The sequence below is a fragment of the Micromonospora sp. WMMB482 genome, from assembly GCF_019038635.1.
GTDB lineage: Bacteria > Actinomycetota > Actinomycetes > Mycobacteriales > Micromonosporaceae > Micromonospora > Micromonospora marina.
Genome location: NZ_JAHOPD010000020.1, coordinates 2,370,477 through 2,393,576 on the forward strand (window position 1 = coordinate 2,370,477; position 23,100 = coordinate 2,393,576).

General features: G+C 70.7%; 20 protein-coding genes and 2 tRNA genes. 12 read left to right on the top strand and 10 right to left on the bottom strand.

Going from position 1 to position 23,100, the window contains the following annotated elements; translation table 11 throughout:
* Window positions 1-1,352 precede the first annotated feature (1,352 nt).
* From KSK32_RS12015 to rpmH, 8 genes are all read right to left on the bottom strand, one after another.
* Entirely contained in the window at window positions 1,353-2,393 is a 1,041-nt protein-coding gene (locus KSK32_RS12015) for a ParB/RepB/Spo0J family partition protein (RefSeq protein ID WP_216931299.1), read from the bottom strand.
* Window positions 2,394-2,420: 27 nt separating this feature from the next.
* The gene (locus KSK32_RS34370) at window positions 2,421-3,758 is read right to left on the bottom strand and encodes an AAA family ATPase (RefSeq protein WP_374226708.1); all 1,338 of its coding nucleotides are present in this window, start codon (window positions 3,756-3,758) and stop codon (window positions 2,421-2,423) included.
* A gap of 247 nt (window positions 3,759-4,005) precedes the next feature.
* Window positions 4,006-4,905, bottom strand: coding sequence for a 16S rRNA (guanine(527)-N(7))-methyltransferase RsmG (rsmG, locus tag KSK32_RS12030; RefSeq protein ID WP_374226746.1), 900 nt, complete (start codon window positions 4,903-4,905; stop codon window positions 4,006-4,008).
* A 194-nt stretch (window positions 4,906-5,099) separates the two neighbouring features.
* Window positions 5,100-5,690, bottom strand: a complete 591-nt coding sequence (locus KSK32_RS12035; RefSeq protein WP_216931302.1) for a R3H domain-containing nucleic acid-binding protein — start codon at window positions 5,688-5,690, stop codon at window positions 5,100-5,102.
* A gap of 208 nt (window positions 5,691-5,898) precedes the next feature.
* Window positions 5,899-6,900 (bottom strand): membrane protein insertase YidC, encoded by a 1,002-nt coding sequence (gene yidC / locus KSK32_RS12040; protein WP_216931304.1) that lies wholly within the window; start codon window positions 6,898-6,900, stop codon window positions 5,899-5,901.
* Window positions 6,901-7,140, bottom strand: coding sequence for a membrane protein insertion efficiency factor YidD (gene yidD, locus KSK32_RS12045; RefSeq protein WP_013477538.1), 240 nt, complete (start codon window positions 7,138-7,140; stop codon window positions 6,901-6,903).
* A 44-nt stretch (window positions 7,141-7,184) separates the two neighbouring features.
* Window positions 7,185-7,598 (bottom strand): ribonuclease P protein component, encoded by a 414-nt coding sequence (gene rnpA / locus KSK32_RS12050; protein WP_216931306.1) that lies wholly within the window; start codon window positions 7,596-7,598, stop codon window positions 7,185-7,187.
* 34 nt (window positions 7,599-7,632) lie between these two features.
* Window positions 7,633-7,770: a 50S ribosomal protein L34 gene (rpmH, locus tag KSK32_RS12055; protein WP_018788530.1), complete on the bottom strand. Its 138-nt coding sequence runs from the start codon at window positions 7,768-7,770 to the stop codon at window positions 7,633-7,635.
* Window positions 7,771-8,346: 576 nt separating this feature from the next.
* Between rpmH and dnaA the strand changes: the two genes are divergently transcribed.
* The 5 genes from dnaA (at window position 8,347) to KSK32_RS12080 (ending at window position 15,150) form a co-directional block, all read left to right on the top strand.
* On the top strand, window positions 8,347-10,191 hold the full coding sequence (dnaA, locus tag KSK32_RS12060) for a chromosomal replication initiator protein DnaA (RefSeq protein ID WP_216931308.1): 1,845 nt from the start codon (window positions 8,347-8,349) through the stop codon (window positions 10,189-10,191).
* A 1,167-nt stretch (window positions 10,192-11,358) separates the two neighbouring features.
* On the top strand, window positions 11,359-12,492 hold the full coding sequence (gene dnaN, locus KSK32_RS12065; protein ID WP_216927900.1) for a DNA polymerase III subunit beta: 1,134 nt from the start codon (window positions 11,359-11,361) through the stop codon (window positions 12,490-12,492).
* 40 nt (window positions 12,493-12,532) lie between these two features.
* Window positions 12,533-13,405, top strand: a complete 873-nt coding sequence (gene gnd, locus KSK32_RS12070; protein ID WP_216927901.1) for a phosphogluconate dehydrogenase (NAD(+)-dependent, decarboxylating) — start codon at window positions 12,533-12,535, stop codon at window positions 13,403-13,405.
* Between the two features lie 16 nt (window positions 13,406-13,421).
* Entirely contained in the window at window positions 13,422-14,555 is a 1,134-nt protein-coding gene (gene recF, locus KSK32_RS12075; protein ID WP_216927902.1) for a DNA replication/repair protein RecF, read from the top strand.
* A complete protein-coding gene (locus tag KSK32_RS12080) occupies window positions 14,545-15,150 on the top strand; it encodes a DciA family protein (protein ID WP_216931309.1) in 606 nt (201 codons plus the stop codon). Before recF ends, KSK32_RS12080 begins: the two co-directional genes overlap by 11 nt.
* On the opposite strand, the gene KSK32_RS12085 is transcribed toward KSK32_RS12080, so the two are convergent.
* The gene (locus KSK32_RS12085; protein ID WP_216927903.1) at window positions 15,141-15,380 is read right to left on the bottom strand and encodes a hypothetical protein; all 240 of its coding nucleotides are present in this window, start codon (window positions 15,378-15,380) and stop codon (window positions 15,141-15,143) included. The two genes, KSK32_RS12080 and KSK32_RS12085, sit on opposite strands and share 10 nt — an antisense overlap.
* Window positions 15,381-15,464: 84 nt before the next feature.
* Between KSK32_RS12085 and KSK32_RS12090 the strand changes: the two genes are divergently transcribed.
* The gene (locus KSK32_RS12090) at window positions 15,465-15,959 is read left to right on the top strand and encodes a MarR family winged helix-turn-helix transcriptional regulator (RefSeq protein ID WP_216927904.1); all 495 of its coding nucleotides are present in this window, start codon (window positions 15,465-15,467) and stop codon (window positions 15,957-15,959) included.
* Here the strand turns inward: KSK32_RS12090 and KSK32_RS12095 are convergent.
* Window positions 15,944-16,498: a hypothetical protein gene (locus tag KSK32_RS12095; protein ID WP_216931311.1), complete on the bottom strand. Its 555-nt coding sequence runs from the start codon at window positions 16,496-16,498 to the stop codon at window positions 15,944-15,946. The two genes, KSK32_RS12090 and KSK32_RS12095, sit on opposite strands and share 16 nt — an antisense overlap.
* A 545-nt stretch (window positions 16,499-17,043) precedes the next feature.
* Here KSK32_RS12095 and gyrB point away from each other — a divergent pair.
* The 6 genes from gyrB to KSK32_RS12125 all read left to right on the top strand — a co-directional run bounded on the left by gyrB (window position 17,044) and on the right by KSK32_RS12125 (window position 23,045).
* Window positions 17,044-18,990: a DNA topoisomerase (ATP-hydrolyzing) subunit B gene (gene gyrB / locus KSK32_RS12100; RefSeq protein WP_216931313.1), complete on the top strand. Its 1,947-nt coding sequence runs from the start codon at window positions 17,044-17,046 to the stop codon at window positions 18,988-18,990.
* Window positions 18,991-19,121: 131 nt separating this feature from the next.
* Complete coding sequence (gene gyrA / locus KSK32_RS12105; RefSeq protein ID WP_216931315.1) at window positions 19,122-21,641, top strand: DNA gyrase subunit A; 2,520 nt, start codon at window positions 19,122-19,124, stop codon at window positions 21,639-21,641.
* A 3-nt stretch (window positions 21,642-21,644) separates the two neighbouring features.
* On the top strand, window positions 21,645-22,571 hold the full coding sequence (locus KSK32_RS12110; RefSeq protein WP_216931317.1) for a DUF3566 domain-containing protein: 927 nt from the start codon (window positions 21,645-21,647) through the stop codon (window positions 22,569-22,571).
* Window positions 22,572-22,713: 142 nt separating this feature from the next.
* Window positions 22,714-22,787, top strand: a tRNA-Ile gene (locus tag KSK32_RS12115).
* 43 nt (window positions 22,788-22,830) lie between these two features.
* A complete protein-coding gene (locus tag KSK32_RS12120; RefSeq protein WP_013283222.1) occupies window positions 22,831-22,959 on the top strand; it encodes a DLW-39 family protein in 129 nt (42 codons plus the stop codon).
* A gap of 10 nt (window positions 22,960-22,969) precedes the next feature.
* A tRNA-Ala gene (locus tag KSK32_RS12125) sits at window positions 22,970-23,045 on the top strand.
* Window positions 23,046-23,100: the final 55 nt, after the last annotated feature.

A 23,100-nucleotide genomic window follows, 5' to 3' on the forward strand; every position in this document is an offset into this window, starting at 1 on the left:
CGGGTCCGTTCTTCCAACGATCCGGCGATCGATCCGCACCGGGTGTGGGCGGTTCTTCTCGTACGTGTTTCACGTGAAACAGGGCGTGCCGGTGCCATCCTCGGCGCGGGTGCTTGGCGCGGTCACTTAGGCACGGCACGCCGCGTGGCTTCTTCGGGCGGGCGGCAGCCGGACGGGGCATGGGGATGGTGCCGGCTGGAGAGGGGCGTTGCGCCGGAGGCGCTGGCGTTCTTGAAGAGCTGATCGCGGGGGTACCCCTCAGCCCTCCATCCGGCGAGTGCCGCGCGTCATCGCCTGCCCGTGGCGCAGCTCTGAGGCGGACGGGAGCCGGGGAGGCCGTTTCACGTGAAACGGATCGCCGTCTCCCCGGGCTCGGCCGGCTCCAACGGGGCTGCGTGCAAGTGCGATCCCCGCAAGGCGGAGCGGGTCCGCGGGAGTCGAGAGTCCCTACCTACGTCGCGCGGCTCGGTGGGTGAGTTCCTCGTGCAGGGCTTGATCGTTCGAGGTCGTGGTGCGCGGCTCGGCGGTTCGCTCCCGCGTCAAGGCCGCCCGGATGACGGGACCGGAGCCAGCGTGATGCCGGGCTCCCTGCTGGACCCGTCCGGCCTCACTGCTCGGCTCGATGCGTTCGCCCGGATCCTTGTGCCCGGCTCGGGCGCTCCGCGGCCCAGATTCACCGGAAGGACTGAGATCGCTGCTTCGTCCGGCGACTGAGATCCCTCGTCCGGCAGGACTGAGTGAAGCAGGGCTCGGTCGGCTAGCGCGGCCAGTCCGGCCGCCGAGCCGATTCGGGCGAAGTGCCGAGGTCGTTTCCGAAGGAGCCGCGTCACCGGAGCCTGAACCGTCAAGCTCGCGGCTTAGCACTGTGGCTCGGTCTGGCTGATGAGGGCGCACTACCGGGGTGTGTAAGCGCGCTGAGCGTGGATCCAGGTTCGAGGCCTGGGTGGTTCTGCCGCTCCCGACGCGGTTAGCGGTGAAGCCGCGGAACGCCTCAACGCCGGCGACCGAACGGTGGGTCGGCCAGGACGAGCCATCGATCAAGGGACGGATCCCGGCACCGTCAAAGCCGGCCCGGCTGCATCGCTGAGGACCGGCCGGTTCCACCGCTCGCCGAACGGGCTGTCGCCAAGCCCGGGCCGCGAAGACCCGCGCGGCGAGCGCCACGTGCCTCAGCCGCCTCTCGCCGTTTCACGTGAAACCACCGGCGACGATCGGCAGCCCGCCTCGCGCGATCAGGAAGCGAGACGCACGCCTTCAGTCCGGGGTGCGGCAGCGAAGGCAAGCCCTCGACGCAGATCCGGCCGCACCCCCTCGGCGGGCGGTACGGCCGGATCAACAGACCAGAGTCAGGGCTACGCGTCGGGCTGCCCGTCCTCGCCCATGCCGATGATGCCGACGATCCGCTCCAGATCGTCGACGGTGGCGAACTCGATCGTAATTTTGCCCTTGCTGCGGCCGATGTCGACCTTCACCCGGGTGTCGAACCGGTCCGAGAGCCGGTCCGCAAGATCGGTGAGCGCCGGAGCGTGCGGCTTCGGCCGGCGCTTGGCGGCGGCCGACTTCGCCGGCTCCTCGGCAAGCGCCAGGTGCACCAGTTCCTCGGCGCCGCGGACCGTGATGCCCTCGCGCACGATCCGCTCCGCGAGCGCCTCCTGCGCCTCGGCGTTGTCCAGGCTGAGCAGTGCCCGGGCGTGGCCGGCGGAGAGGACACCGGCGGCGACCCGGCGCTGCACGGCGGGCGGCAGGTTCATCAGCCGGATGGTGTTCGAGATCTGTGGGCGGCTGCGGCCGATCCGCCGGGCCAGTTCCTCGTGCGTCGCGCCGAACTCCTCCAACAGTTGCTGGTACGCCGCCGCCTCTTCGAGCGGGTTGAGGTTGGCGCGGTGGATGTTCTCCAGAAGCGCGTCCCGGAGCATCGCGTCGTCCTTGGTGTCCCGGACGATCGCCGGGATGGTCTCCCGGCCGACCGCCTGGGCGGCACGCCAGCGCCGCTCGCCCATCACGAGTTCGAACTTCTCGGGATCGAGCTGGCGGACCACGATCGGCTGGAGGAAGCCGACCTCCTGGATCGAGGTCTTCAGTTCCTCCAGCGCCTCCTCGTCGAAGACGTGCCGGGGCTGCTTCGGGTTGGGCACGATCGCGTCGACCGGGATCTCCGCGAAGCGCGCGCCGGGCACCGGGCTCAGCTGCGGCTCGGGCTCGACGGCCGGAGGCGGGGTGCTTCCGAGGCCGCCGGTGATGGCGGCGGTCGCGCCGGCGACCGGAGCCGACGGCGACGCGGCAGCGGCCGACGCCTCCGGCTCGACGGCAGCCGGTTCGGCACCCGGTACCGGTCCGGTGGGGATGAGGGCACCGAGCCCTCGGCCCAGTCCGCCGCGGGGACGGTTCTTCATGCGACGCCTCCCAGCGACATCTCCGCACTACGCATTCCGGCTCACCGGCTCCTTGACGCCTCGCTCCGCGATCTCCTGGGCGGCCTCGAAATAACTCGTGGCTCCCCGCGAACCGGGATCGTAGGTCATCACCGACTGGCCGTAGCTCGGTGCCTCGGAGACACGCACGTTGCGGGGGATGACGGCTTGGAGCACCTTGTCACCGAAGTGGTTCCGGACGTCCTGCTCCACCGCGTCGGCCAGCCGGGTACGCCTGTCGTACATGGTGAGCAGGATGGTGGAGACCTCAAGCTTCGGGTTGAGGTGCTGACGAACCAGGTTGATGTTGTTTATCAACTGGTTCAGGCCCTCCAGCGCGTAGTACTCGCACTGGATCGGGATCAGCACCTCCTGCGCGGCCACGAGCGCGTTGACGGTGAGCAGGCCGAGCGACGGCGGACAGTCGATGAAGACGTAGTCGAAGTGCCCCGGGTACGCGGCGATGGCCCGCGCCAGGCGCGACTCCCGGGCCACCACCGAGACCAGCTCGATCTCGGCGCCGGCCAGGTCGATCGTGGCCGGTACGCACCACAGGTTCGGGATGCCCTCGACCGCCTGGGCCACCTCCTCCAACGGCACGCTGTCGATCAGGCAGTCGTACACATCGGGCACGCCCGTGTGGTGCGGCACGTTCAGACCGGTGGAGGCGTTGCCCTGGGGATCAAGGTCAACCACGAGCACACGGTTGCCGTGGAGCGCGAGCGCCACTGCGAGGTTCACGGTGGTGGTCGTCTTACCCACGCCGCCCTTCTGGTTGGCGACGCACATCACCCGGGTCCGGTCGGGGCGCGGCATGGTGACCTCGCCACTGGGATTCAGGATCTGCACGGCGCGCATCGCCTCCATAGCCAACGGTGGATCATCCTCTTCGCGCGTCGGGGTTTCACGTGAAACGTACGTGCTGGCGTCTACCTCGTCCCCGTACCCGTCTGCCTGTGGCGTGTCGGAGGCCGCCGCGGCGGCCTCGGGGGCGGCCTGGAACGGCACGGCCGAGACGGGCGGCTGGGGTTCGTAGCGGGTGGGCACCGCGGCGTTCGCCCGCACCGCGGGCGGGCGCGGGGTCGGCGCGTTCACCGGGCCGTCGGCCGGGTCGAGTGGGTCGCGGGCCGGCGGTACGTTCGCCGGCACCGACGAGACGGGACGCACGGGTCCGCCGGCCGACGACTCCCGTCGCTTCGACGGCTGAGCCGGGTGCGGGGAGGACGGTTCGCCGGACTCGTTCACCGTCCACTCCTGGTAGTTGGTTTCACGTGAAACGGGGTCGGCGGAGGGCTGGCCTCCTGGTCCGGTCAACCGTGGATCGTCGTACCTGCCGTCGTCATGCACCTGTCATCCCTACCCGCTCCGGATGGTCGGTCCGCACCCGTCGAATCGCGTCCGCGCCTCGCGCGGCGGTGTGTCGGCTCGGCGGGAACCATCGGGTTCGGGTGCCGCCCGGCACCGCCGTTCCACACTATCGACGCGCGGTCAGCCTACGGCCGACGGGCGCGGTGGGTCCATGTCGGGTTGCGATCGATCGCGTCACGCCCACCGGTCCAACGACCGGACCGGGCGCGCGGAATGGCGTACCCGCTCAGCGGTCGCCGCGACGACGACCGCCACGCGACCGCTTCGGCTTCTTCGGACCACGCGGGTTGACCACGCGCTCCCGGACCACCTCGACCACAGTCGCCGGGGGTTCGATCACCCCTTCGCCGCATCGACGCAGTTCCGGCGTACCGCCGCCGAGACGGATCACGGTCTCGGTGTGCTCGGTGATCTCCTCGGCCGCCGACGCGCCCTTGAGCGCGACGAGCCGCCCGCCGGGAGTCACGAGCGGCAGGCACCAGGAGGCGAGCCGGTCCAGCGGCGCCACCGCGCGGGCCGTCACGATGTCCGCGCTCAACGGTTCCCGGTCACGTGAGCCGGCCGCCGCCTCCTCCGCCCGCCCACGGAACACACGGACGTCCCGGGTGAGGCCGAGACGCTGTACCGCCTCGATCAGGAAGGACACCCGTCGAGCCAGCGGCTCCACGAGCGTCACGGTGAGGTCGGGGCGCGCGATCGCCAGCACCAGACCGGGGAGCCCGGCGCCGGAGCCGACGTCGATCACACGGGCACCCTCCGGAATACGATCCGCCACCACCGCGCAGTTGAGCAGGTGCCGCTCCCAGAGTCGCGGCGTCTCGCGGGGGCCGATCAGGCCACGGACCACACCGTCGGTGGCGAGCAGTTCGGTGTACGCGGCGGCCAGGTCGAGCCGGTCCCCGAACAGCGCGCGGGCGGCCTCCGCCAGTTCGGGCGGCAGCGTCGCCGACGCCGGATCGGGCGTGGCGCCACTGTCCACGAGGGACGGTACGTCCGCCGACGGCTCGGCGAAGACCGGGTCGGCCACCGCGGCCGGGTCGGGCGGCGTCACATCCGCCGCCTGCTCACCGGAGAAGGCGGGTGTCACGTCCACCGCCGGGTCGGCGGGCTCCATCCCGGTCACCACCGCCGGTTCGCCGGAAAAGGCGGGCTCGCCGGGGTCGGTCCCGGCCCGTCCCGGGTACGCCGGGTCGGCCGGCCCGTCGTCGTCGGAGAAGACCGGGTCGACGTTGTGGTCGGGGCGCACAGCCGACGGCCCGGGCGGCGTGCCACCCGGGCCGGTCACGGCTCCTGCCGTCGTCTCGTCGGAGATCACGGACCTCAGTCCGCCACCGGCCGGACGACGATGCGGCGGTTGGGCTCGACGCCCTCGGACTCGCTCTCCACCCCGCTCATCGCGTTCACCACGTCGTGCACGCACTTGCGCTCGAACGCGGACATCGGCTCCAGCCGCACCGGCTCGCCGTGCTCCTTGACCTTCTCGACCGCGTTCTTCGCCACGGCGGCCAGCTCCTTGCGACGGGCGGCCCGGTAGCCGCCGACGTCGAGCAGCAGCCGGCTCGGGGTGCCGGTCTGGCGGAACACGGCCAGCCGGGTCAGTTCCTGGAGCGCCTCCAGGGTCACGCCGCGCTGGCCGACCAGGTTCTGGAGCCGGGCGCCGACCACCTCGACCACGGGGCGGCCGCCGGAGACCAGCTCGTCGATGTCGCCGTCGTAGTCGAGGATGTCCAGCAGACCCTCGACGTAGTCGGCGGCGATCTCACTCTGCCGGAACAGGTCGCTGTCGGCCGGGGCCTTCTTCTCCCGGGCCTCGCCCGCGGCGTCCTCGGTCTCGGTGGCGGCGGTAACGGGGGTCTCCTCGTCCAGGGACTGGTCGGCGCTGGGGATGCTGGTCTCGGTCACGGGTCTCATCTCCGTACTCGCTCGGCCGGACCGTCGAGGTCCGCTGGTCTCCCGGGGCCGGCGGGAGGTTCGCCGGGTGCCCTCGGGCACGTCTGTACGGGCCAGTTTCGCCCGTGTCCGCGCTCCGCGCGGCGATTCCGGCCCGGCGCCGACTCCTCGAATGGCAGCACGCGGCCGGAACGGGCCACCGCCGGTGTCGCGACGGTGGCCCGGTGGCTCAGCCCTGTCGCTTGGCGGGCCGGTTGCCGCCCTTCTTCGGGTTGACCGGCTTGGCGCCCGGCTTCGGGCCGGCCACCTTCGGCGCGGCTGCCGGCGCCTTCGCCGGCGGCTGGGCCGCCTTGCGGCCGAACAGGCCACCGACCTTGGCCGGCTGCACCGGGCCCCGGCCGGAGGTGCTCTTGGCGGCGCTGGTGCTCTTGGCCGTGGGCGGCGGCGGGAACTTCCGCAGCACCCACTGCTGCTGGCCGAGCGTGAAGAGGTTGTTGGTGACCCAGTAGATGATCACACCGATGGGGAAGATCGCGCCCGAGACCAGCAGCGACAGCGGGATGCCGTAGAGCATCAGCCGCTGCACCATCCGCTGCTGCGGGTCCTCGGCCCAGCCGGTCTTGAGGATCATCTGGCGGCTGGTCAGGTAGGTGGTGGCGATCATGATGACCACCAGGATGCCGGCGACCACCTTGACCGTGCCGGTGCTCGCGCCCAGCCGGCTCAGCTCCTCGACGGTGGAGCCGAACTTGCCGGAGATCGGCGCGGTGAAGAGCGTCGCGTTCGAGGCGCTGTCGAACTGGTCGACGGTCCAGCCGTACAGGGTCTTACCCTGGTTGTCCGGGCTGAGCCGGCGCAGCGTGTGGAACAGGCCCAGGAAGACCGGGATCTGGAGGAACATCGGAAGGCAGCCCATGAGCGGGTTGGCCTTTTCCTTCCGGTAGAGCTCCATCATCTCCTTCTGGAGCGTCTCCCGGTCACCCTTGTGCTTCTCCTGGAGCTCCTTCACCTTCGGCTGGAGCGCCTGCATGGCACGCTGCGACTTGATCTGCTTGACGAAGACCGGGAACAGGATCACCCGGACCGTCACCACCAGGAAGATGATGGCGAGGATCCAGGCCCAGTTCGTACCGACCACGGCCCCGACCGGCACTCCGATGGCGTCCCAGGCCGAGTGCCAGGCCAGCAGGATCCACGAGATCGCGTAGTAGATCCAGTCGAGACTAAACACTCAGGCTCCAGTCACGTCGGAACGGCGGCGGTCGCCCGGCTCCGGAACCGGGTCGTGTCCACCAGGGTGGAAGGGATGGCAGCGCGACAGCCGACGGACCGTCAGCCAGGCTCCCCGCAGCGCACCGTGCCGGGACACCGCCTCGACGGCGTAGGCACTGCACGACGGGTAGAACCGGCAGCGGGCCGGCAGTGCCGGACTTATCCACCGACGGTACGCGATGATGGGCGCCAGCAGCATGCGGGCACCGGTTGTGCGCGGCGGAGTCGCCGTCGTCGGCCCGGTCACCGCGACCGCCGCCCCCGGGGGGCCCGCGCGGCCGAGAGGGCCGCGTCCAGGTCGGCCCCGAGCCGGGCGTACGTCGCGTCGGCGGCCGCGGGCAGCGCGCGTACCACGAGGGTGGCGCCGGCGGGCAGCTCGGCCAGCCGCTCGCGGACCAGGTGCCGGAGCCAGCGGCGGACCTTGTTGCGGACCACCGCGCCGCCGACGGCCTTGGACACGACGAAGCCGGCGCGGCTCGGTGCGGAGGTCTCCGCACCGCTGCTCCGCGCCGGCTCCGGCGAGGGTGTCGCGGTCGTGCCGATCGATCCGGGGAGGGTCAGGTGGACCACGACGGCACCGCGGCCGACGCGTCGGCCACCGCGGACCGCTGCGGCGAAGTCGCTACTGCGCCGCAGTCGTTGCGCGGCGGCCAGCACGACTGCCCACGTCCCCGGACCGGACCTGTCGGCGTCAGGCCGACAGGCGGGCGCGGCCCTTGGAGCGACGGGTCGCGATGATGGCGCGGCCGGCACGGGTGCGCATGCGCAGCCGGAAGCCGTGGGTCTTCGCGCGCCGGCGGTTGTTCGGCTGGTAGGTGCGCTTGCTCACGTCAGGCTCTCCGTTGTCGTACGCCCCGCGCGGCGGATCGCCCGGGGTCGTGTGCTGGTCCAGATCACCTGCCGGTGACCTCCGATCGGCGCTGCCGTGACACGCTCCCCGGCGATGCGGGGTGACAGCCACGGACAGCAAGCATCAATCACCCTAGCAGAGGGCGAGAGAGCAGCCGCTCCAGCCTACGCAGGGGCGCAATGACCGTCAAACGTCACACTCGGGCGTCCGACCTGCGGGCATGCGCGACCGAAGGGGCGGTTTTCACTGATGTTGCCAAGGTCGTCAGGGTGTCGCCGGTTGATGCTGCGGGGTCCGCGCTGTTAGCGTGCGCGATTGCGGTCGGCGTCGGGGGTCCGGGGTTTGTCGCCGATCGGCAAGACCGGACACGCTGTTGAATCGTTCGGCACGGTGAACCCGCTTCAACGCCTCCGTGGATCGAGGGGGGCAGGTCCGACCCGCGTCCGGTGGGCGGCCACAATCGGTCGGTACACAGGCTGTGGATAACTTGTGGATGACGACCGGTCAGCCGTCCGGGCGGGCGTGAGAAGGAGCAGGCGAGGGGGTGGCACGACGGTGACCGGAGCGACCGACCTTGCCGCGGTGTGGACGGCGACCACCGACGAACTCGCCGACGAGATCATCTCCGCGCAGCAACGGGCGTACCTCCGGCTCACCCGGCTGCGCGCGATCGTCGAGGACACCGCGCTGCTCTCGGTGCCGGACGCCTTCACCCGGGACGTGATCGAGTCCCGGCTCCGCCCGGCCATCACCGAGGCGTTGAGCCGCCGGCTCGGCCGGCCGATCCAGGTGGCGGTCACCGTACGGGTCGCCGAGGACCCGGGCGCCCGCCCGGCCGGCACCGTCTACCGCACCAGCCCGGAGCCGCTGCCCGAGCACGACGGCACCGCCCCGCTGCCCGGTTTCGACCAGCCCGGCCCGCAGGTGTCCGCCCCGGCCTTCCCGTCGCCGCGCCCGGAATCCGGGTACGCCGATTCCCGCCCGGATCCCGGGTACGCCGAACTGCGCCCGGAGCAGCCGCTCGACGAGCCGGCGCCGCGCCAGCGGACCGCCGACGGCGGTCGCCCGCACCTGATCCCGACCGGCCGGGACGCGCAGGACACGCTTTTCAGTGCCGCGTTCGCCGAGCCGGTGCGCACCGCGCCCGAGCGCCGCGCGTTCGACGAGCGCACCCGGATCGAACCTCCCGTGCCCGACGCCGGCGGATACGAGCCCCGCTACCGGGAGCGTCCGGCCGCCGACCCCGCGCCGATGCGCGGCCTGCCCCGCGACGGCGCGACCGACAACGGCCCCGGCCGCGGTGGCGCCGACCACCACCGCCCCGGCGGCGGCCAGGCCGACCGCAGGCTCCCCGGCGGTACGGAGAGCGGCGGCAACCGGCTCAACCCGAAGTACATGTTCGAGACGTTCGTCATCGGCTCGTCCAACCGGTTCGCGCACGCCGCGAGCGTGGCGGTGGCCGAGTCACCGGCGAAGGCGTACAACCCGCTGTTCATCTACGGCAGTTCCGGGCTGGGCAAGACCCACCTGCTGCACGCCATCGGGCACTACGCCACGACGCTCGGCAACGCGCGCTCGGTCCGGTACGTCTCGACCGAGGAGTTCACGAACGACTTCATCAACTCGCTGCGCGACGACAAGACGAGCGCGTTCCAGCGCCGCTACCGGGACGTGGACATCCTCCTGATCGACGACATCCAGTTCCTGGAGAACCGGGAGCGGACGCAGGAGGAGTTCTTCCACACCTTCAACACGCTGCACAACGCCAACAAGCAGATCGTGATCACGTCCGACCGCTCGCCGAAGCAACTGGCGACGCTCGAAGATCGGCTGCGTACGCGCTTCGAGTGGGGCCTGCTCGCCGACATCCAGCCGCCGGACCTGGAGACGCGGATCGCGATCCTCCAGAAGAAGGCGGCGCAGGAGCGGCTGTTCGCGCCGCCGGACGTGCTGGAGTTCATCGCGTCCCGGGTCTCGAACTCGATCCGCGAACTGGAGGGGGCGCTGATCCGGGTCACCGCCTTCGCCAGCCTCACCCGGTCCTCGGTGGAGCTGTCGCTGGCCGAGGAGGTGCTGCGGGACTTCATCCCGGACGGCGCCGGCCCGGAGATCACCGCGGACCAGATCATGGTGTCCACTGCCGACTACTTCGGCGTGAGCCTGGAGGACCTGCGCGGCCACTCCCGCTCCCGGGTGCTGGTGAACGCGCGTCAGGTGGCCATGTACCTGTGCCGCGAGCTGACCGACCTGTCCCTGCCCCGGATCGGGCAGGCGTTCGGCGGCCGGGACCACACCACGGTGATGCACGCGGACCGCAAGATCCGCCAGCAGATGGCGGAGCGGCGCTCGCTCTACAACCAGATCGCCGAGCTGACCAACCGCATCAAGCAGAACACCTGACCGCGCTCAGCCCTCGCGCTGCCTCCTTCCCTCCCGCTCCCGCCGCTCCCGCCGCTCCCCGGTGATCAAGGAGTTTGTGTCCGGGAAAGGCGTCATCCCTGCCCCAAACTCCTTGGTCAACAAGAAGGGGCAGACGCGCGGATCTTGGAAGCGTGGTGCCCTCATAGGCCCTCATAGGTGCCGTTTCCTACCAAGATCTCGCCGGACCCTAGCGTCACCGCCCCGGGCGTGCCCTGATCGGCGGTCACGGCGACCGCCCACCGCCACGATCCCGCCCTCACCCGCCCGACCGTTCGCGTCGATCATGAGGTTGGCGGCGACAAACCGGACGCCAAATGCCGCCAACTTCATGATCAACCGAGGTGGGGCGGGGCGAGACAGGCGGAGCGGCGGGAGGGGCGGCGTGACGGAGGCGACCATCTCGGGGCCTACGGGCCGGGCTCGGGCGGGTGGCGAGTAGCCGACAGCGGGGAAATGTTGACCCTCGACCCGGTGGAGGGCCCAGGATCGGTCGTGTGCTCGTCCACAGCTCGTACCCGTTGTCCACAGCCCCTGTGTCACAGGCGGTGGACAACCACGCATCGCACCCGGCCGGTTACCCACAGACTGTGGACAACTCCTGGGGACGACGCTGTGGATGCCTGGGGACGACGATCACGTTGTCCCCAGCCGGCGGTCCGCCTGTGGGTGAGCTGTTGAAGGTTCTGGGGATGACGGCTGTCAACCCGGCCCGCGTTGTCCACAGCGCTGGGGAGAAAACCGGTGGATTACCGGTGGACAACCGGTGGACAGCCGTGGAAAACCCGGCTGCCGGCGAGGGCTGTGGACCGGGACACGGGTTTTACCCCTGGTTCTCCACAGCCAAACCACCTGTAGATAACGTGTGTGACCTGCGCGGACGCTGGTTCTCCACAGTTTGCACAGGTGCGATGAAGACGATGAGTTATCTCTTCTAAACAACAAAAACCAATCATCACCGTTGGACTTCCTGTGGATCGGGCCGAAGCACTGCCGTCGGCAGTCACCCCGGCACCTGGATCCACGGGGTCGGGCGCACAGCCGATGCCCCAGCGCCTTAAGGTGCGATGGGTACCCGCACGGTCGGGCGGGGCGGGTGGCAGCGGTCGGCATGAGAGAGTTGTCGCTGACGTCGACGCGGAGGCATTGATGAAGTTCCGAGTGGAGCGCGACGCGCTCGCCGAGGCGGTCGCGTGGACCGCCAAGAGCCTGCCCAACCGGCCCTCCGTACCGGTGCTGGCCGGAGTGATGCTCCGGGTCACCGACGGCAACCTCCAGGTCTCCGGCTTCGACTACGAGGTCTCCAGCCAGGTGACAGTCGAGGTGCACGGTGACGCGGACGGCGCCGCCCTGGTCTCCGGCCGCCTGCTCGCCGAGATCACCAAGGCTCTCCCGGCCAAGCCGGTGGACATCGCCGCCGTCGGCGCCCACCTCGAACTGGTCTGCGGCAGCGCCCGGTTCACGCTGCCCACCATGCCGGTGGAGGACTACCCCACGCTGCCGGAGATGCCGGAGAGCGCCGGCACCGTCGACGCCGCCGCCTTCGCCTCCGCCGTGGCCCAGGTGGCAGTGGCCGCCGGCCGCGACGAGACGCTGCCGATGATGACCGGCGTCCGGATCGAGCTGAGCGGCAGCACGATGGCCATGCTGGCGACCGACCGCTACCGCCTCGCGCTGCGCGAGATGGAGTGGAACCCGGACGACCCGGAGATCAGCCTCAATGCGCTGGTGCCGGCCCGTACGCTGCACGACACCGCGAAGGCGCTCGGCCCGCTCGGCGGCCACGTCACCATGGCGCTGTCCTCCGGCGGCGCCGGTGAGGGCATGATCGGTTTCTCCGGCGGCACCCGCCGGACCACCAGCCGGCTGCTCGACGGCGCCAACTACCCGCCGGTGCGTTCGCTGTTCCCGGCCGACCACAACGCCGAGGCCCGGGTCGCCGTCGCCGCGCTCATCGAGGTGGTCAAGCGCGTCGCGCTGGTCGCCGAGCGCACCACCCCGGTCCTGCTCAGCTTCAGCGCCGACGGTCTCGTGGTCGAGGCGGGCGGCACCGAGGAGGCCCGGGCCAGCGAGGCCATGGAGGCCACGTTCAGCGGCGAGCCGCTGACCATCGGGTTCAACCCGCAGTACCTCATCGACGGTCTGACCAACCTGGGCGCCCAGCACGCCCTGCTCCGGTTCGTCGACGCGTTCAAGCCCGCGGTCATCTCCCCGGCCGGCGAGGATGGCGAGGTCATCCCGGGGTACCGGTACCTCATCATGCCGATCCGCGTGTCCCGCTGATCGCAGGCAGCACGACCCTGACGTACGGAGGTAGGAGCAGATGCAGCTCGGCCTGGTAGGACTCGGCCGCATGGGCGGCAACATGCGGGAGCGGCTGCGCGCCGCCGGGCACGAGGTGGTCGGTTACGACCACAACCCGGAGATCAGCGACGCCGCAAGCCTGGCCGAGCTCGCCGAGAAGCTCCAGTCGCCCCGTGCGGTCTGGGTCATGGTTCCGGCCGGCGTCACCGACGCCACCATCGACGAGCTCGCCGGTGTGCTCGGCGAGGGCGACATCATCATCGACGGCGGCAACTCCCGGTTCAGCGACGACGCCCCGCGCGCCGAGCGGCTGAACGAGCAGGGCATCGGCTACATCGACGTCGGCGTCTCCGGCGGCGTCTGGGGCCGGCAGAACGGGTACGCGCTGATGGTCGGCGGCGCGCAGGAGCACGTCGGGCGCCTCATGCCGATCTTCGAGGCGCTCAAGCCCGAGGGCGAGTTCGGCTTCGTGCACGCCGGTCCGGTCGGCGCCGGCCACTACGCCAAGATGGTGCACAACGGCATCGAGTACGGCCTGATGCACGCGTACGCCGAGGGCTACGAGCTGCTGGCCGCCTCGGAGCTGGTGACGAACGTCCCCGGCGTGTTCAAGTCGTGGCGTGAGGGCACCGTGGTCCGGTCGTGGCTGCTCGACCTGCTGGACCGGGCGCTCGACGAGGACCCGGAGCTGGCCGACCTGAGCGGCTACACCGAGGACACCGGCGAGGGCCGGTGGACCGTGGACGAGGCGGTCCGGCTCGCCGTGCCGCTCAACGTCATCACCGCGTCGCTCTTCGCCCGGTTCGCCTCCCGGCAGGACGACTCGCCCGCGATGAAGGCCGTCGCCGCGCTGCGCCAGCAGTTCGGCGGCCACGCCGTCCACAAGCGCTGACCGGTATCCACAGGCTGTGTACGTCCGCCGGCTCGAACTGGTCGACTTCCGCTCCTACGAGCGCGTCGGCGTCGACCTGGAGCCGGGTCCGAACGTGCTCGTCGGCGCCAACGGCGTCGGCAAGACCAACCTGGTCGAGGCGCTCGGCTACGTGGCGACCCTGGACTCGCACCGGGTCGCCACGGACGCCCCGCTGGTCCGGATGGGCGCCGCCTCGGCGGTGATCCGCTGCGCGGTGGTGCACGAGGGCCGGGAACTGCTGGTCGAGCTGGAGATCGTCCCGGGCAAGGCCAACCGGGCCCGGCTCGGCCGGTCCCCGGCCCGGCGCGCCCGGGACGTGCTCGGCGCGCTGCGCCTCGTGCTGTTCGCGCCGGAGGACCTCGAACTGGTCCGTGGCGACCCGGCCGAACGTCGCCGCTACCTGGACGATCTGCTGGTCACCCGCCAGCCCCGCTACGCCGGGGTACGCGCCGACTACGAGCGCGTGGTCAAGCAACGCAACGCGCTGCTGCGTACCTCGTACCTCGCTCGGAAGACCGGCGGCACACGCGGCGGCGACCTGTCGACGCTGGCGGTGTGGGACGCGCATCTGGCGCAGCACGGCGCGGACCTGCTTGCCGGTCGCCTGGAGCTGGTCGCCGCGCTCACCCCGCACGTGGCCAAGGCGTACGACGCGGTGGCCGCCGGCCGGGGCGCGGCGGGCATTTCGTACCGGCCCTCGGTGGAGCTGCCCGAACCCGGCGCCGACCGGGCGGCGCTGGCGGAGGCGCTCGCCGCCGCGCTGACCGCGAACCGCGCCGCCGAGATCGAGCGCGGCACCACACTCGTCGGCCCGCACCGCGACGACCTGGCACTGACGCTCGGCCCGCTGCCCGCCAAGGGGTACGCCAGCCACGGCGAGTCCTGGTCCTACGCGCTCGCGTTGCGGCTGGCCGGGTACGACCTGCTGCGCGCCGACGGGATCGAGCCGGTGCTGGTGCTCGACGACGTCTTCGCCGAGCTGGACACCGGCCGGCGGGAACGGCTGGCCGAGCTGGTCGGCGGCGCGAGTCAGCTCCTCGTCACCTGCGCCGTGGACGACGACGTGCCGGCGACGCTGCGCGGCACCCGGTACGCGGTGGGCGAGGGGACGGTGCGACGTGCCGGATGACGAGGTGCAGCTCCCGCCCGCGCGGCTCGGGCCGGGGCGCGACGCGCGTACCCCGGGGAAGCCCGCGGACGGCGAGCCGGCCGCGAACCTGCCGGAGGGCGCGACCGGGCCGGAGCTGGCGCGGGCGGTGCTCGACGCGGCGAAGGCCCGGCGTCAGGCGGCGGCCCCGCGCCGGCGTGGCGCGGTCCGCGGCGACGGCGAGAAGCGGCTGCGCGGCTACTCCGGCCCGGGGCCGGACCCGCGCGACCCGCAGCCGCTCGGCGCGGTGCTGGACAAGCTGGTGAAGGCGCGCGGCTGGCAGCAGCCGGCGGCTGAGGCGACCGTGTTCGGCGCCTGGGAGAAGGTGGTCGGCCCGGAAGTCGCCCAGCACAGCCGCCCGGTCAAGCTGGAGGACGGCGAGCTGACGGTGGAGGCGCGTTCGACGGCCTGGGCGACGCAGTTGCGCCTGCTGGCGGGTTCGCTGCTCAAGCAGATCGCCAGCGAGGTCGGCCACAACGTGGTGCGCAAGCTGCACATCCACGGCCCGGCGGCGCCGTCGTGGTCGCGCGGTCCCCGGCGGGTACGCGGGCGCGGCCCCCGCGACACCTACGGCTGACCGACACCGCCCGAACGCCGGGCCTCCCGCCGGGCGCGCTTGAGTTCGCGCTGCTCGCGGCTCCACTGCTTGCGGCGCTCCAGATCCTGCTTCCAGGCCTCGCGGGCCAGCTGCGAGCCGCCCTGCACCGCGCCCTGCACCTGGGAGGGGCCGGCGAGGTTGCGGAACACCCAGCCCAACAGGCGGCCACCCTTGCCGGAGGCGTCGCCCACCTGCTCGTCGTCGCTCATCCCGCCGTCTCCCTGTTTCGTGTGCAAACCATTGGTACACCAATCATTGCTAGGATCGCAACGACGACGAGGAGGAGGACGCCGGTGACCGACGGCATCGAGGAGGATCCGCTGGCGCTGGAGCAGCAGGTCTGCTTCGCGCTCTCCGTCGCGGCCCGGAGCGTCGTCGCGGTCTACCGGCCGTTGCTGGAGCCGATGGGGCTCACCCACCCGCAATACCTGGTCATGCTGGCGCTCTGGCAGCACGCGCCGCTGTCCGGGCGGGATCTGAGCCGGCTGCTCCAGCTCGACCCCGGCACGCTGTCCCCGCTGCTCAAGCGGCTGGAGGCGGCCGGCTACATCCGGCGGGAACGCGACGCTGCCGACGAGCGCAGCCTGGCCGTCTCACTCACCGCCGAGGGGCAGGCGCTGCGGGCGCAGGCCGAGCGGATCCCGCCGGCCATCGTGCAGCGCCTCGGCCTGCCGCTGGCCGACCTGCGGCACCTGCACACGGCGCTGACCGAGGTGATCGCGGCCGCCAACCGGGCCACCACGACGGGCGCGCAGGGGCCCGGCCCGGCCGGTCAGGCGTCGGCGTAGACCGCGAAGCCCCGCTCCGCGCAGCGCCGGTAGAAGGCCGCGAGCACGCTCAGCTCGGCGCAGGTGAAGTTCCACTGCGGCGGATCGCCGTTCTCGTCGCGCAGCCGGTCGAGCCGGCTGTCCAGCCAGCGGAGCTGCTGCTCGGCCAGTCGCCCGTCGCCGAGCAGCGCGCGCAGCACGTCGCTCACAGACTCGAACGTGACCGCCTCGCCGTACGGCCGGTGCCGCGCGACGAACTTCTCCACGCCCTCGGCGATCCAGGAGCAGCCGTCCGGGTCGATCACGGGGTCCTCGTCCTCGACCGCGTTCTCCGTGGCGTAGAGCACATTCTCCAGCCCGAGGATCAGGTCGACCAACTCCGTGTACGCGGTCGCGCGTACCGTGCCGGTCTTCGCGATCAGCTCGGCGAGCGCCGCGGTCGGCGCGGAGATCCGGGGCATGTCCACGATCTCGCCGAAGTCCACGAACTCAGCCGGCGCGACCGGGTCGTAGAAGCGGCCGGTCCGCGGCCAGTGCACCGCGACGTTGTCCAGCCCCATCTGGCGTCACCTCTCACCAAGCGTTTTCGGACCATCTCCGACGATCGTCCCGGTTCCGGGCGCAAAAGATCAAGACCGCAACGGCGGCGCCGCAAAAGCTACGGCACGCCGGGCCCGGCCGCGACCCCCGGTCGGGGCAGCCGCCGATCACCGGTCGGACGACCGTCGCGGCTCACGGGGGCCGGTGGCGCGGTACCGGCCCGTTGGCGTGTAGGGGGAGTCGCGGGAGCCGCGGTTCGTCCGGCTACGGCATTCTCAGCCGCCTCGGAGAGGGTGCCGAGTGGCGGTTTGGTCGGCTCCGCACAGTAAGATTGGGAGCGAGACGAAAGACCCGAGACGGAGCGACGGACAGGGGGCCTCCGAGCCCTCGATCATAGTCCCGCATCGGGTCCGAGCCGATCGCGATCCGCGGGCAACCGCGGCGCCCGGCGTACATGATCCGACCTGGCGAACCCAGGGGCGGTCCGTGCGCGCCGACGTCGCGTCCTGTCCGCCGAACCCGCGCCCCGCGCCCACGCGCGGCCGGTGCGAGAAAGTGGCCGAGCGTGGCAGCGGAGGACAACAAGAAGTACGGTGCCGAGTCCATCACCGTTCTCGAAGGCCTGGAAGCGGTCCGGAAGCGGCCCGGTATGTACATCGGGTCCACCGGCGAGCGCGGTCTGCACCACCTGGTGTGGGAGGTCGTCGACAACGCGGTGGACGAGGCGCTGGCCGGGCACTGCGACACCATCGACGTGGTGCTGCTGGCCGACGGCGGTGTCCGGGTGACCGACAACGGCCGTGGCTTCCCGGTCGACCTGCACCCCAAGCTGAAGAAGCCGGGTGTCGAGGTCGCCCTGACCGTGCTGCACGCGGGCGGCAAGTTCGACGGCAAGGCGTACGCCGTCTCCGGCGGCCTGCACGGCGTCGGCGTCTCCGTGGTGAACGCGCTGTCCACCCGGATGGCCGTGGAGATCCACAAGGACGGCTTCGTCTGGCGTCAGCAGTACCACCACTCCAAGCCGACGCCGCTGGAGAAGGGCGAGGAGACCGACCGCACCGGTTCGGCCGTCTCCTTCTGGCCCGACCCGGACGTCTTCGAGACCGTCGACTTCGACTTCCACACCATCTACCGGCGCCTCCAGGAGATGGCCTTCCTCACCCGGGGCCTCACCATCCACCTGCTCGACGAGCGGGTGCCGGAGGACGAGGACGGCAAGACCCGCGAGGTCACCTTCCACTACGAGGGCGGCATCGCCGACTTCGTCCGGCACCTCAACGCCTCCAAGAGCCCGATCCACAAGACGGTGGTCGAGTTCGGCGCCGAGGAGACGGGCATGTCGGTCGAGATCGCCATGCAGTGGAACGAGTCGTACGGCGAGTCGGTCTACACCTTCGCCAACAACATCAACACCCACGAGGGCGGCACCCACGAGGAGGGCTTCCGGGCCGCGCTGACCAGCGTCGTCAACCGCTACGGCGCCGAGAAGAAGCTGCTCAAGGGCGACGAGCGCCTCTCGGGTGAGGACATCCGCGAGGGCCTGGCCGCGATCATCTCGGTCAAGCTCACCGACCCGCAGTTCGAGGGTCAGACCAAGACCAAGCTGGGCAACACCCCGGTCAAGGGCTTCGTGCAGCGGGTCTGCAACGAGTCGCTCGTCGACTGGTTCGACCGCAACCCGGCCGAAGCGAAGATCATCATCCAGAAGGCGTCCCAGGCGGCGCGCGCCCGGATCGCCGCCCAGCAGGCGCGCAAGCTCGCCCGGCGCAAGTCGCTGCTGGAGTCCGGCTCGATGCCCGGCAAGCTGGCCGACTGCCAGTCCACCGACCCGCGCGAGTCCGAGGTCTTCATCGTCGAGGGCGACTCGGCCGGCGGCTCGGCCAAGCAGGGCCGCGACCCGCGCGTCCAGGCGATCCTGCCGATCCGCGGCAAGATCCTCAACGTCGAGAAGGCCCGGATCGACCGGGTGCTCAAGAACGCCGAGGTGCAGGCGTTGATCACCGCGCTCGGCACCGGCATCCACGACGACTTCGACATCGAGAAGCTGCGCTACCACAAGATCGTGCTGATGGCCGACGCGGACGTCGACGGCCAGCACATCCAGACGCTGCTGCTCACCCTCCTGTTCCGCTTCATGCGGCCGCTGGTCGAGCTGGGCCACGTCTACCTGGCCGCCCCGCCGCTCTACAAGATCAAGTGGAACAAGAAGGGCGACGACGCCCAGTACGCGTACTCGGACCGTGAGCGCGACGGGCTGATCGCCCTGCGTCAGCAGAAGAAGCCCAACGCCCGCCCGGACGACATCCAGCGGTTCAAGGGTCTCGGCGAGATGAACTACCCCGAGCTGTGGGAGACCACGATGAACCCGGCCACGCGAACGCTGCGCCAGGTCACGCTCGACGACGCCGCAACCGCGGACGAGCTGTTCAGCGTCCTGATGGGCGAGGACGTCGAGGCCCGCCGGTCGTTCATCCAGCGCAACGCCAAGGACGTGCGGTTCCTGGACATCTGACGGACACGCCCGGGCCGGCCGGACATCCACCGGCCGGCCCGGTAGTCCACAGAGTTATCCACAGTCCGAACGCTTTCCACAGCCGTTATCCACAGCGAGACCATGACTGAAGAGTCTGATAAGGGTTAACAGTGACCGATACTCCCGAGTCCACCCCGAACGAGCCGGAGACCCCGGAGGCACTGGCCGCGGTCGTCCAGCACGACCGGATCGAGCCGGTCGGCCTCGAGGTCGAGATGCAGCGCTCGTACCTCGACTACGCGATGAGCGTCATCGTCGGGCGGGCCCTGCCGGACGTCCGGGACGGGCTCAAGCCGGTCCACCGCAAGATCCTCTACGCCATGTTCGACTCCGGCTACCGGCCGGACCGCGGGTACGTGAAGTGCTCCCGCGTCGTCGGCGACGTGATGGGCCAGTTCCACCCGCACGGCGACTCGGCCATCTACGACGCGCTGGTCCGGATGGCGCAGCCGTGGTCGCTGCGCTACCCGCTGGTCGACGGCAACGGCAACTTCGGCTCGCCGGGAAATGATCCGGCCGCGGCCATGAGATATACAGAATGCAAGCTCGACCCGCTGGCGATGGAGATGCTGCGGGACATCGACGAAGACACCGTCGACCTGCAGGACAACTACGACGGCCGGGCCAAGGAGCCCACCATCCTGCCGTCGCGCATCCCGAACCTGCTGATCAACGGCTCCGAGGGCATCGCGGTCGGCATGGCCACCAAGATCCCGCCGCACAACCTGCGCGAGATCGGCGCGGCCGTGCAGTGGTGCCTGGAGCACCCGGAGGCCGACGAGGCCACCACGCTGGAAGCCCTGCTGGAGATCGTCAAGGGCCCGGACTTCCCGACCCACGGCCTGATCGTCGGCCAGGCGGCCATCCAGGACGCGTACCGGACCGGGCGCGGCTCGATCCGGATGCGCGCCGTGGTCGAGGTCGAGGAGGACAAGCGGGGCCGGCCGGCGCTCGTGGTCAGCGAGCTGCCGTACCAGGTCAACCCGGACAACCTCGCCGAGCGCATCGCCGAGCTGATCAAGGAGGGCAAGCTCGCCGGCATCGCCGACATCCGGGACGAGTCCTCCGGGCGTACCGGAATGCGGATCGTGCTCGTGCTCAAGCGCGACGCGGTCGCCAAGGTGGTGCTGAACAACCTCTACAAGCACACCCAGCTCCAGGAGACGTTCGGCGCCAACATGCTGGCGCTGGTCGACGGCGTGCCGCGCACGCTCAACCTGGCCCAGTTCATCCGCTACTACGTCGAGCACCAGATCGAGGTGATCCGGCGGCGGACCGCGTTCCGTCTGCGCAAGGCCGAGGAGCGGGCGCACATCCTGCGCGGCCTGTCCAAGGCGCTGGACGCGCTGGACGAGGTGATCGCCCTGATCCGGCGTTCGCCCACGGTGGAGGACGCCCGGCAGGGCCTGATCCGGCTGCTGGACATCGACGAGGTCCAGGCGACCGCGATCCTGGACATGCAGCTGCGCCGGCTGGCCGCCCTGGAGCGGCAGCGGATCCTGGACGACCTGGCGAAGCTCGAGGTGGAGATCGCCGACCTCAAGGACATCCTGGCCAAGCCGGAGCGGCAGCGGCGGATCGTCTCGGAGGAGCTGGGTGAGATCGTCGCGAAGTGGGGCGACGACCGGCGTACGAAGATCATCCCGTTTGACGGCGAGGTCTCGATGGAGGACCTCATCGCCCGCGAGGACGTGGTGGTGACGATCACCCGCACCGGGTACGCGAAGCGGACCAAGGTCGATCTCTACCGGTCACAGCGGCGCGGCGGGAAGGGCGTCAGCGGGGCGACGCTCCGCCAGGACGACATTGTCAGCCACTTCTTCGTATGCTCTACGCACGACTGGATCCTGTTCTTCACGAACAAGGGTCGGGTCTACCGGGCGAAGGCGTACGAGCTTCCCGAGGCCAGTAGGGTGGCCAAGGGCCAGCACGTGGCCAACCTGCTCGCGTTCCAGCCCGACGAGCAGATCGCGCAGATCATTGAAATCCCGAACTACCAGGTGGCGCCCTACCTGGTACTGGCCACGAAGAACGGCCTGGTGAAGAAGACGCGGCTCGAGGAGTTCGACTCCAACCGTTCCGGCGGCATCATCGCGATCAACCTGCGCGATGAGGACGAGCTGGTCGGTGCGGTCCTGGCCGCTCCGGAGGACGACCTGTTGCTGGTGTCGAAGAACGCCCAGGCGATCCGCTTCAACGCCACCGACGAGGCACTGCGGCCGATGGGCCGGGCCACCTCCGGGGTGATCGGCATGCGCTTCAGCGGCGAGGACGAGTTGCTCGCCGTCGAGGTCGTCCGGGAGGGTCTGGACGTCCTGGTGGCGACGAACGGGGGTTATGCGAAACGTACCCCGATCGAGGAATACCCGGTCCAGGGCCGGGGAGGTAAGGGCGTGCTGACCGCGAAGATCACCGAGCGACGCGGTGGCCTGGTCGGCGCGGTCGTGATCGACCCGGAGGACGAGCTGTTCGCCATCACGAGCAACGGCGGCGTCATCCGGACTCCGGTGAAGCCTGTACGCCGTACGCGTGACCGGAACACAATGGGGGTCAAGCTGATGGACCTCCCGGACGGCGTGACTATCGTGGCGATTGCTCGCAATGCCGACGAGCCTGACGAACAGGACTAGTTGATGACGGAGACACAGGCGAAGTCGGGGAACAAGGGGACCTCGGCCACTCCGGTCGACGAGGAGGCCGCGCAGGGCGGCACACCAGCGACCGGCCGCGCGGCTGTGGGCCGGGCCACGGTTCCCGCCGACGCGCCTGCCCCGAAGTTCACCCGGGCTCCCGGCATGGCCCCGCCTCCGGACAAGCCGACCGAGGACTCCGGTTCCCGGGACTCGGCCGAGACCAAGGTCGACGCGCCGACGTCGGCCGACGGTCTGGCCGCTCCGGCCGCCAAGCCCGCGAACGCCACGAGCACCCAGCCGATCAAGACCCCGTCGGCCGCCGGCCGGGCCTCCACCGGGACGACCGGCATGCAGCCGCGGATCGGCGCGGGCTTGGGCACCGCCCCGAAGGCGTCGCCCGACGGCCCGCGCCCGAGCGGCGCCGCGAGCGCCCAGTCCCGGCCCGCCAACGGCGGCGGCCTGCCGCCGGGCATCGGCGGCGCGGCGGCCGTCGGCGCCGCGCGCGTGGGTGAGGCGGTACGCGCCGCGCGTACATCGGTCAGCTCGGCCGCGTCGCGCGGACCGCGACGGGCCCGGCTGAACCTGAAGCGGATCGACCCGTGGTCGGTGATGAAGTTCGCCTTCGCGGTGTCCGTGGTGCTCTTCATCGTGGTCGTCGTGGCGACGTCGGTGCTCTACCTGGCGCTTGACGCCATGGGTGTGTTCACGAGCGTGAACGACAGCCTCACCGACCTGGTGAACGCCGGCGGCGCCCAGGGTGGCGGCGGCTTCCGGATCACCGCCAAGGGCGTGATCCTGACGTCGGCGCTGATCGGCCTGGTGAATGTCGTGCTGTTCACCGCGCTGGCCACGCTCAGCGCGTTCGTCTACAACGTCTGCGCCGACCTGGTCGGCGGGATCGAGCTGACGCTCGCCGAGCGGGACTGATCGACCGGCGCCGGGGCACCGCGTAAAGCGGTCGCCCCGGCGTCGTGCGTCCGGGTAGGTTCGAAATGGCGCGGGTGCTTCCACCGCAGACCCCGATTTGGGCGTGGTGGAGGCGATGGGTTAACCTAGCTCGTCGCTACGCGGGGCTATAGCTCAGTCGGTTAGAGCGCAGAGCTGATAACTCTGAGGTCGCTGGTTCGATTCCAGCTAGCCCCACCGCACATCGTCCGACGACAGTCGAGCGCGAGGGGTCAAGCACATGTTCAAGAAGCTCCTGATCCTGGCCGGCATCGTCGGTGTGGCCGCCGTCGTGGCCAAGAAGGTGAAGGCCTCGAACGACGAGCGCGCCCTGTGGCACGAGGCGACCACGGCACCCGACCTGCGCTGAACGCCGTCACGGGGCCCTAGCTCAACTGGCAGAGCACTGCCTTTGCAAGGCAGGGGTTAGGGGTTCGAGTCCCCTGGGCTCCACCAGCACTTACCTCGGTTGATCTCGGTCCCGAGTACAGCCATTCGTACAGCCAAGCGG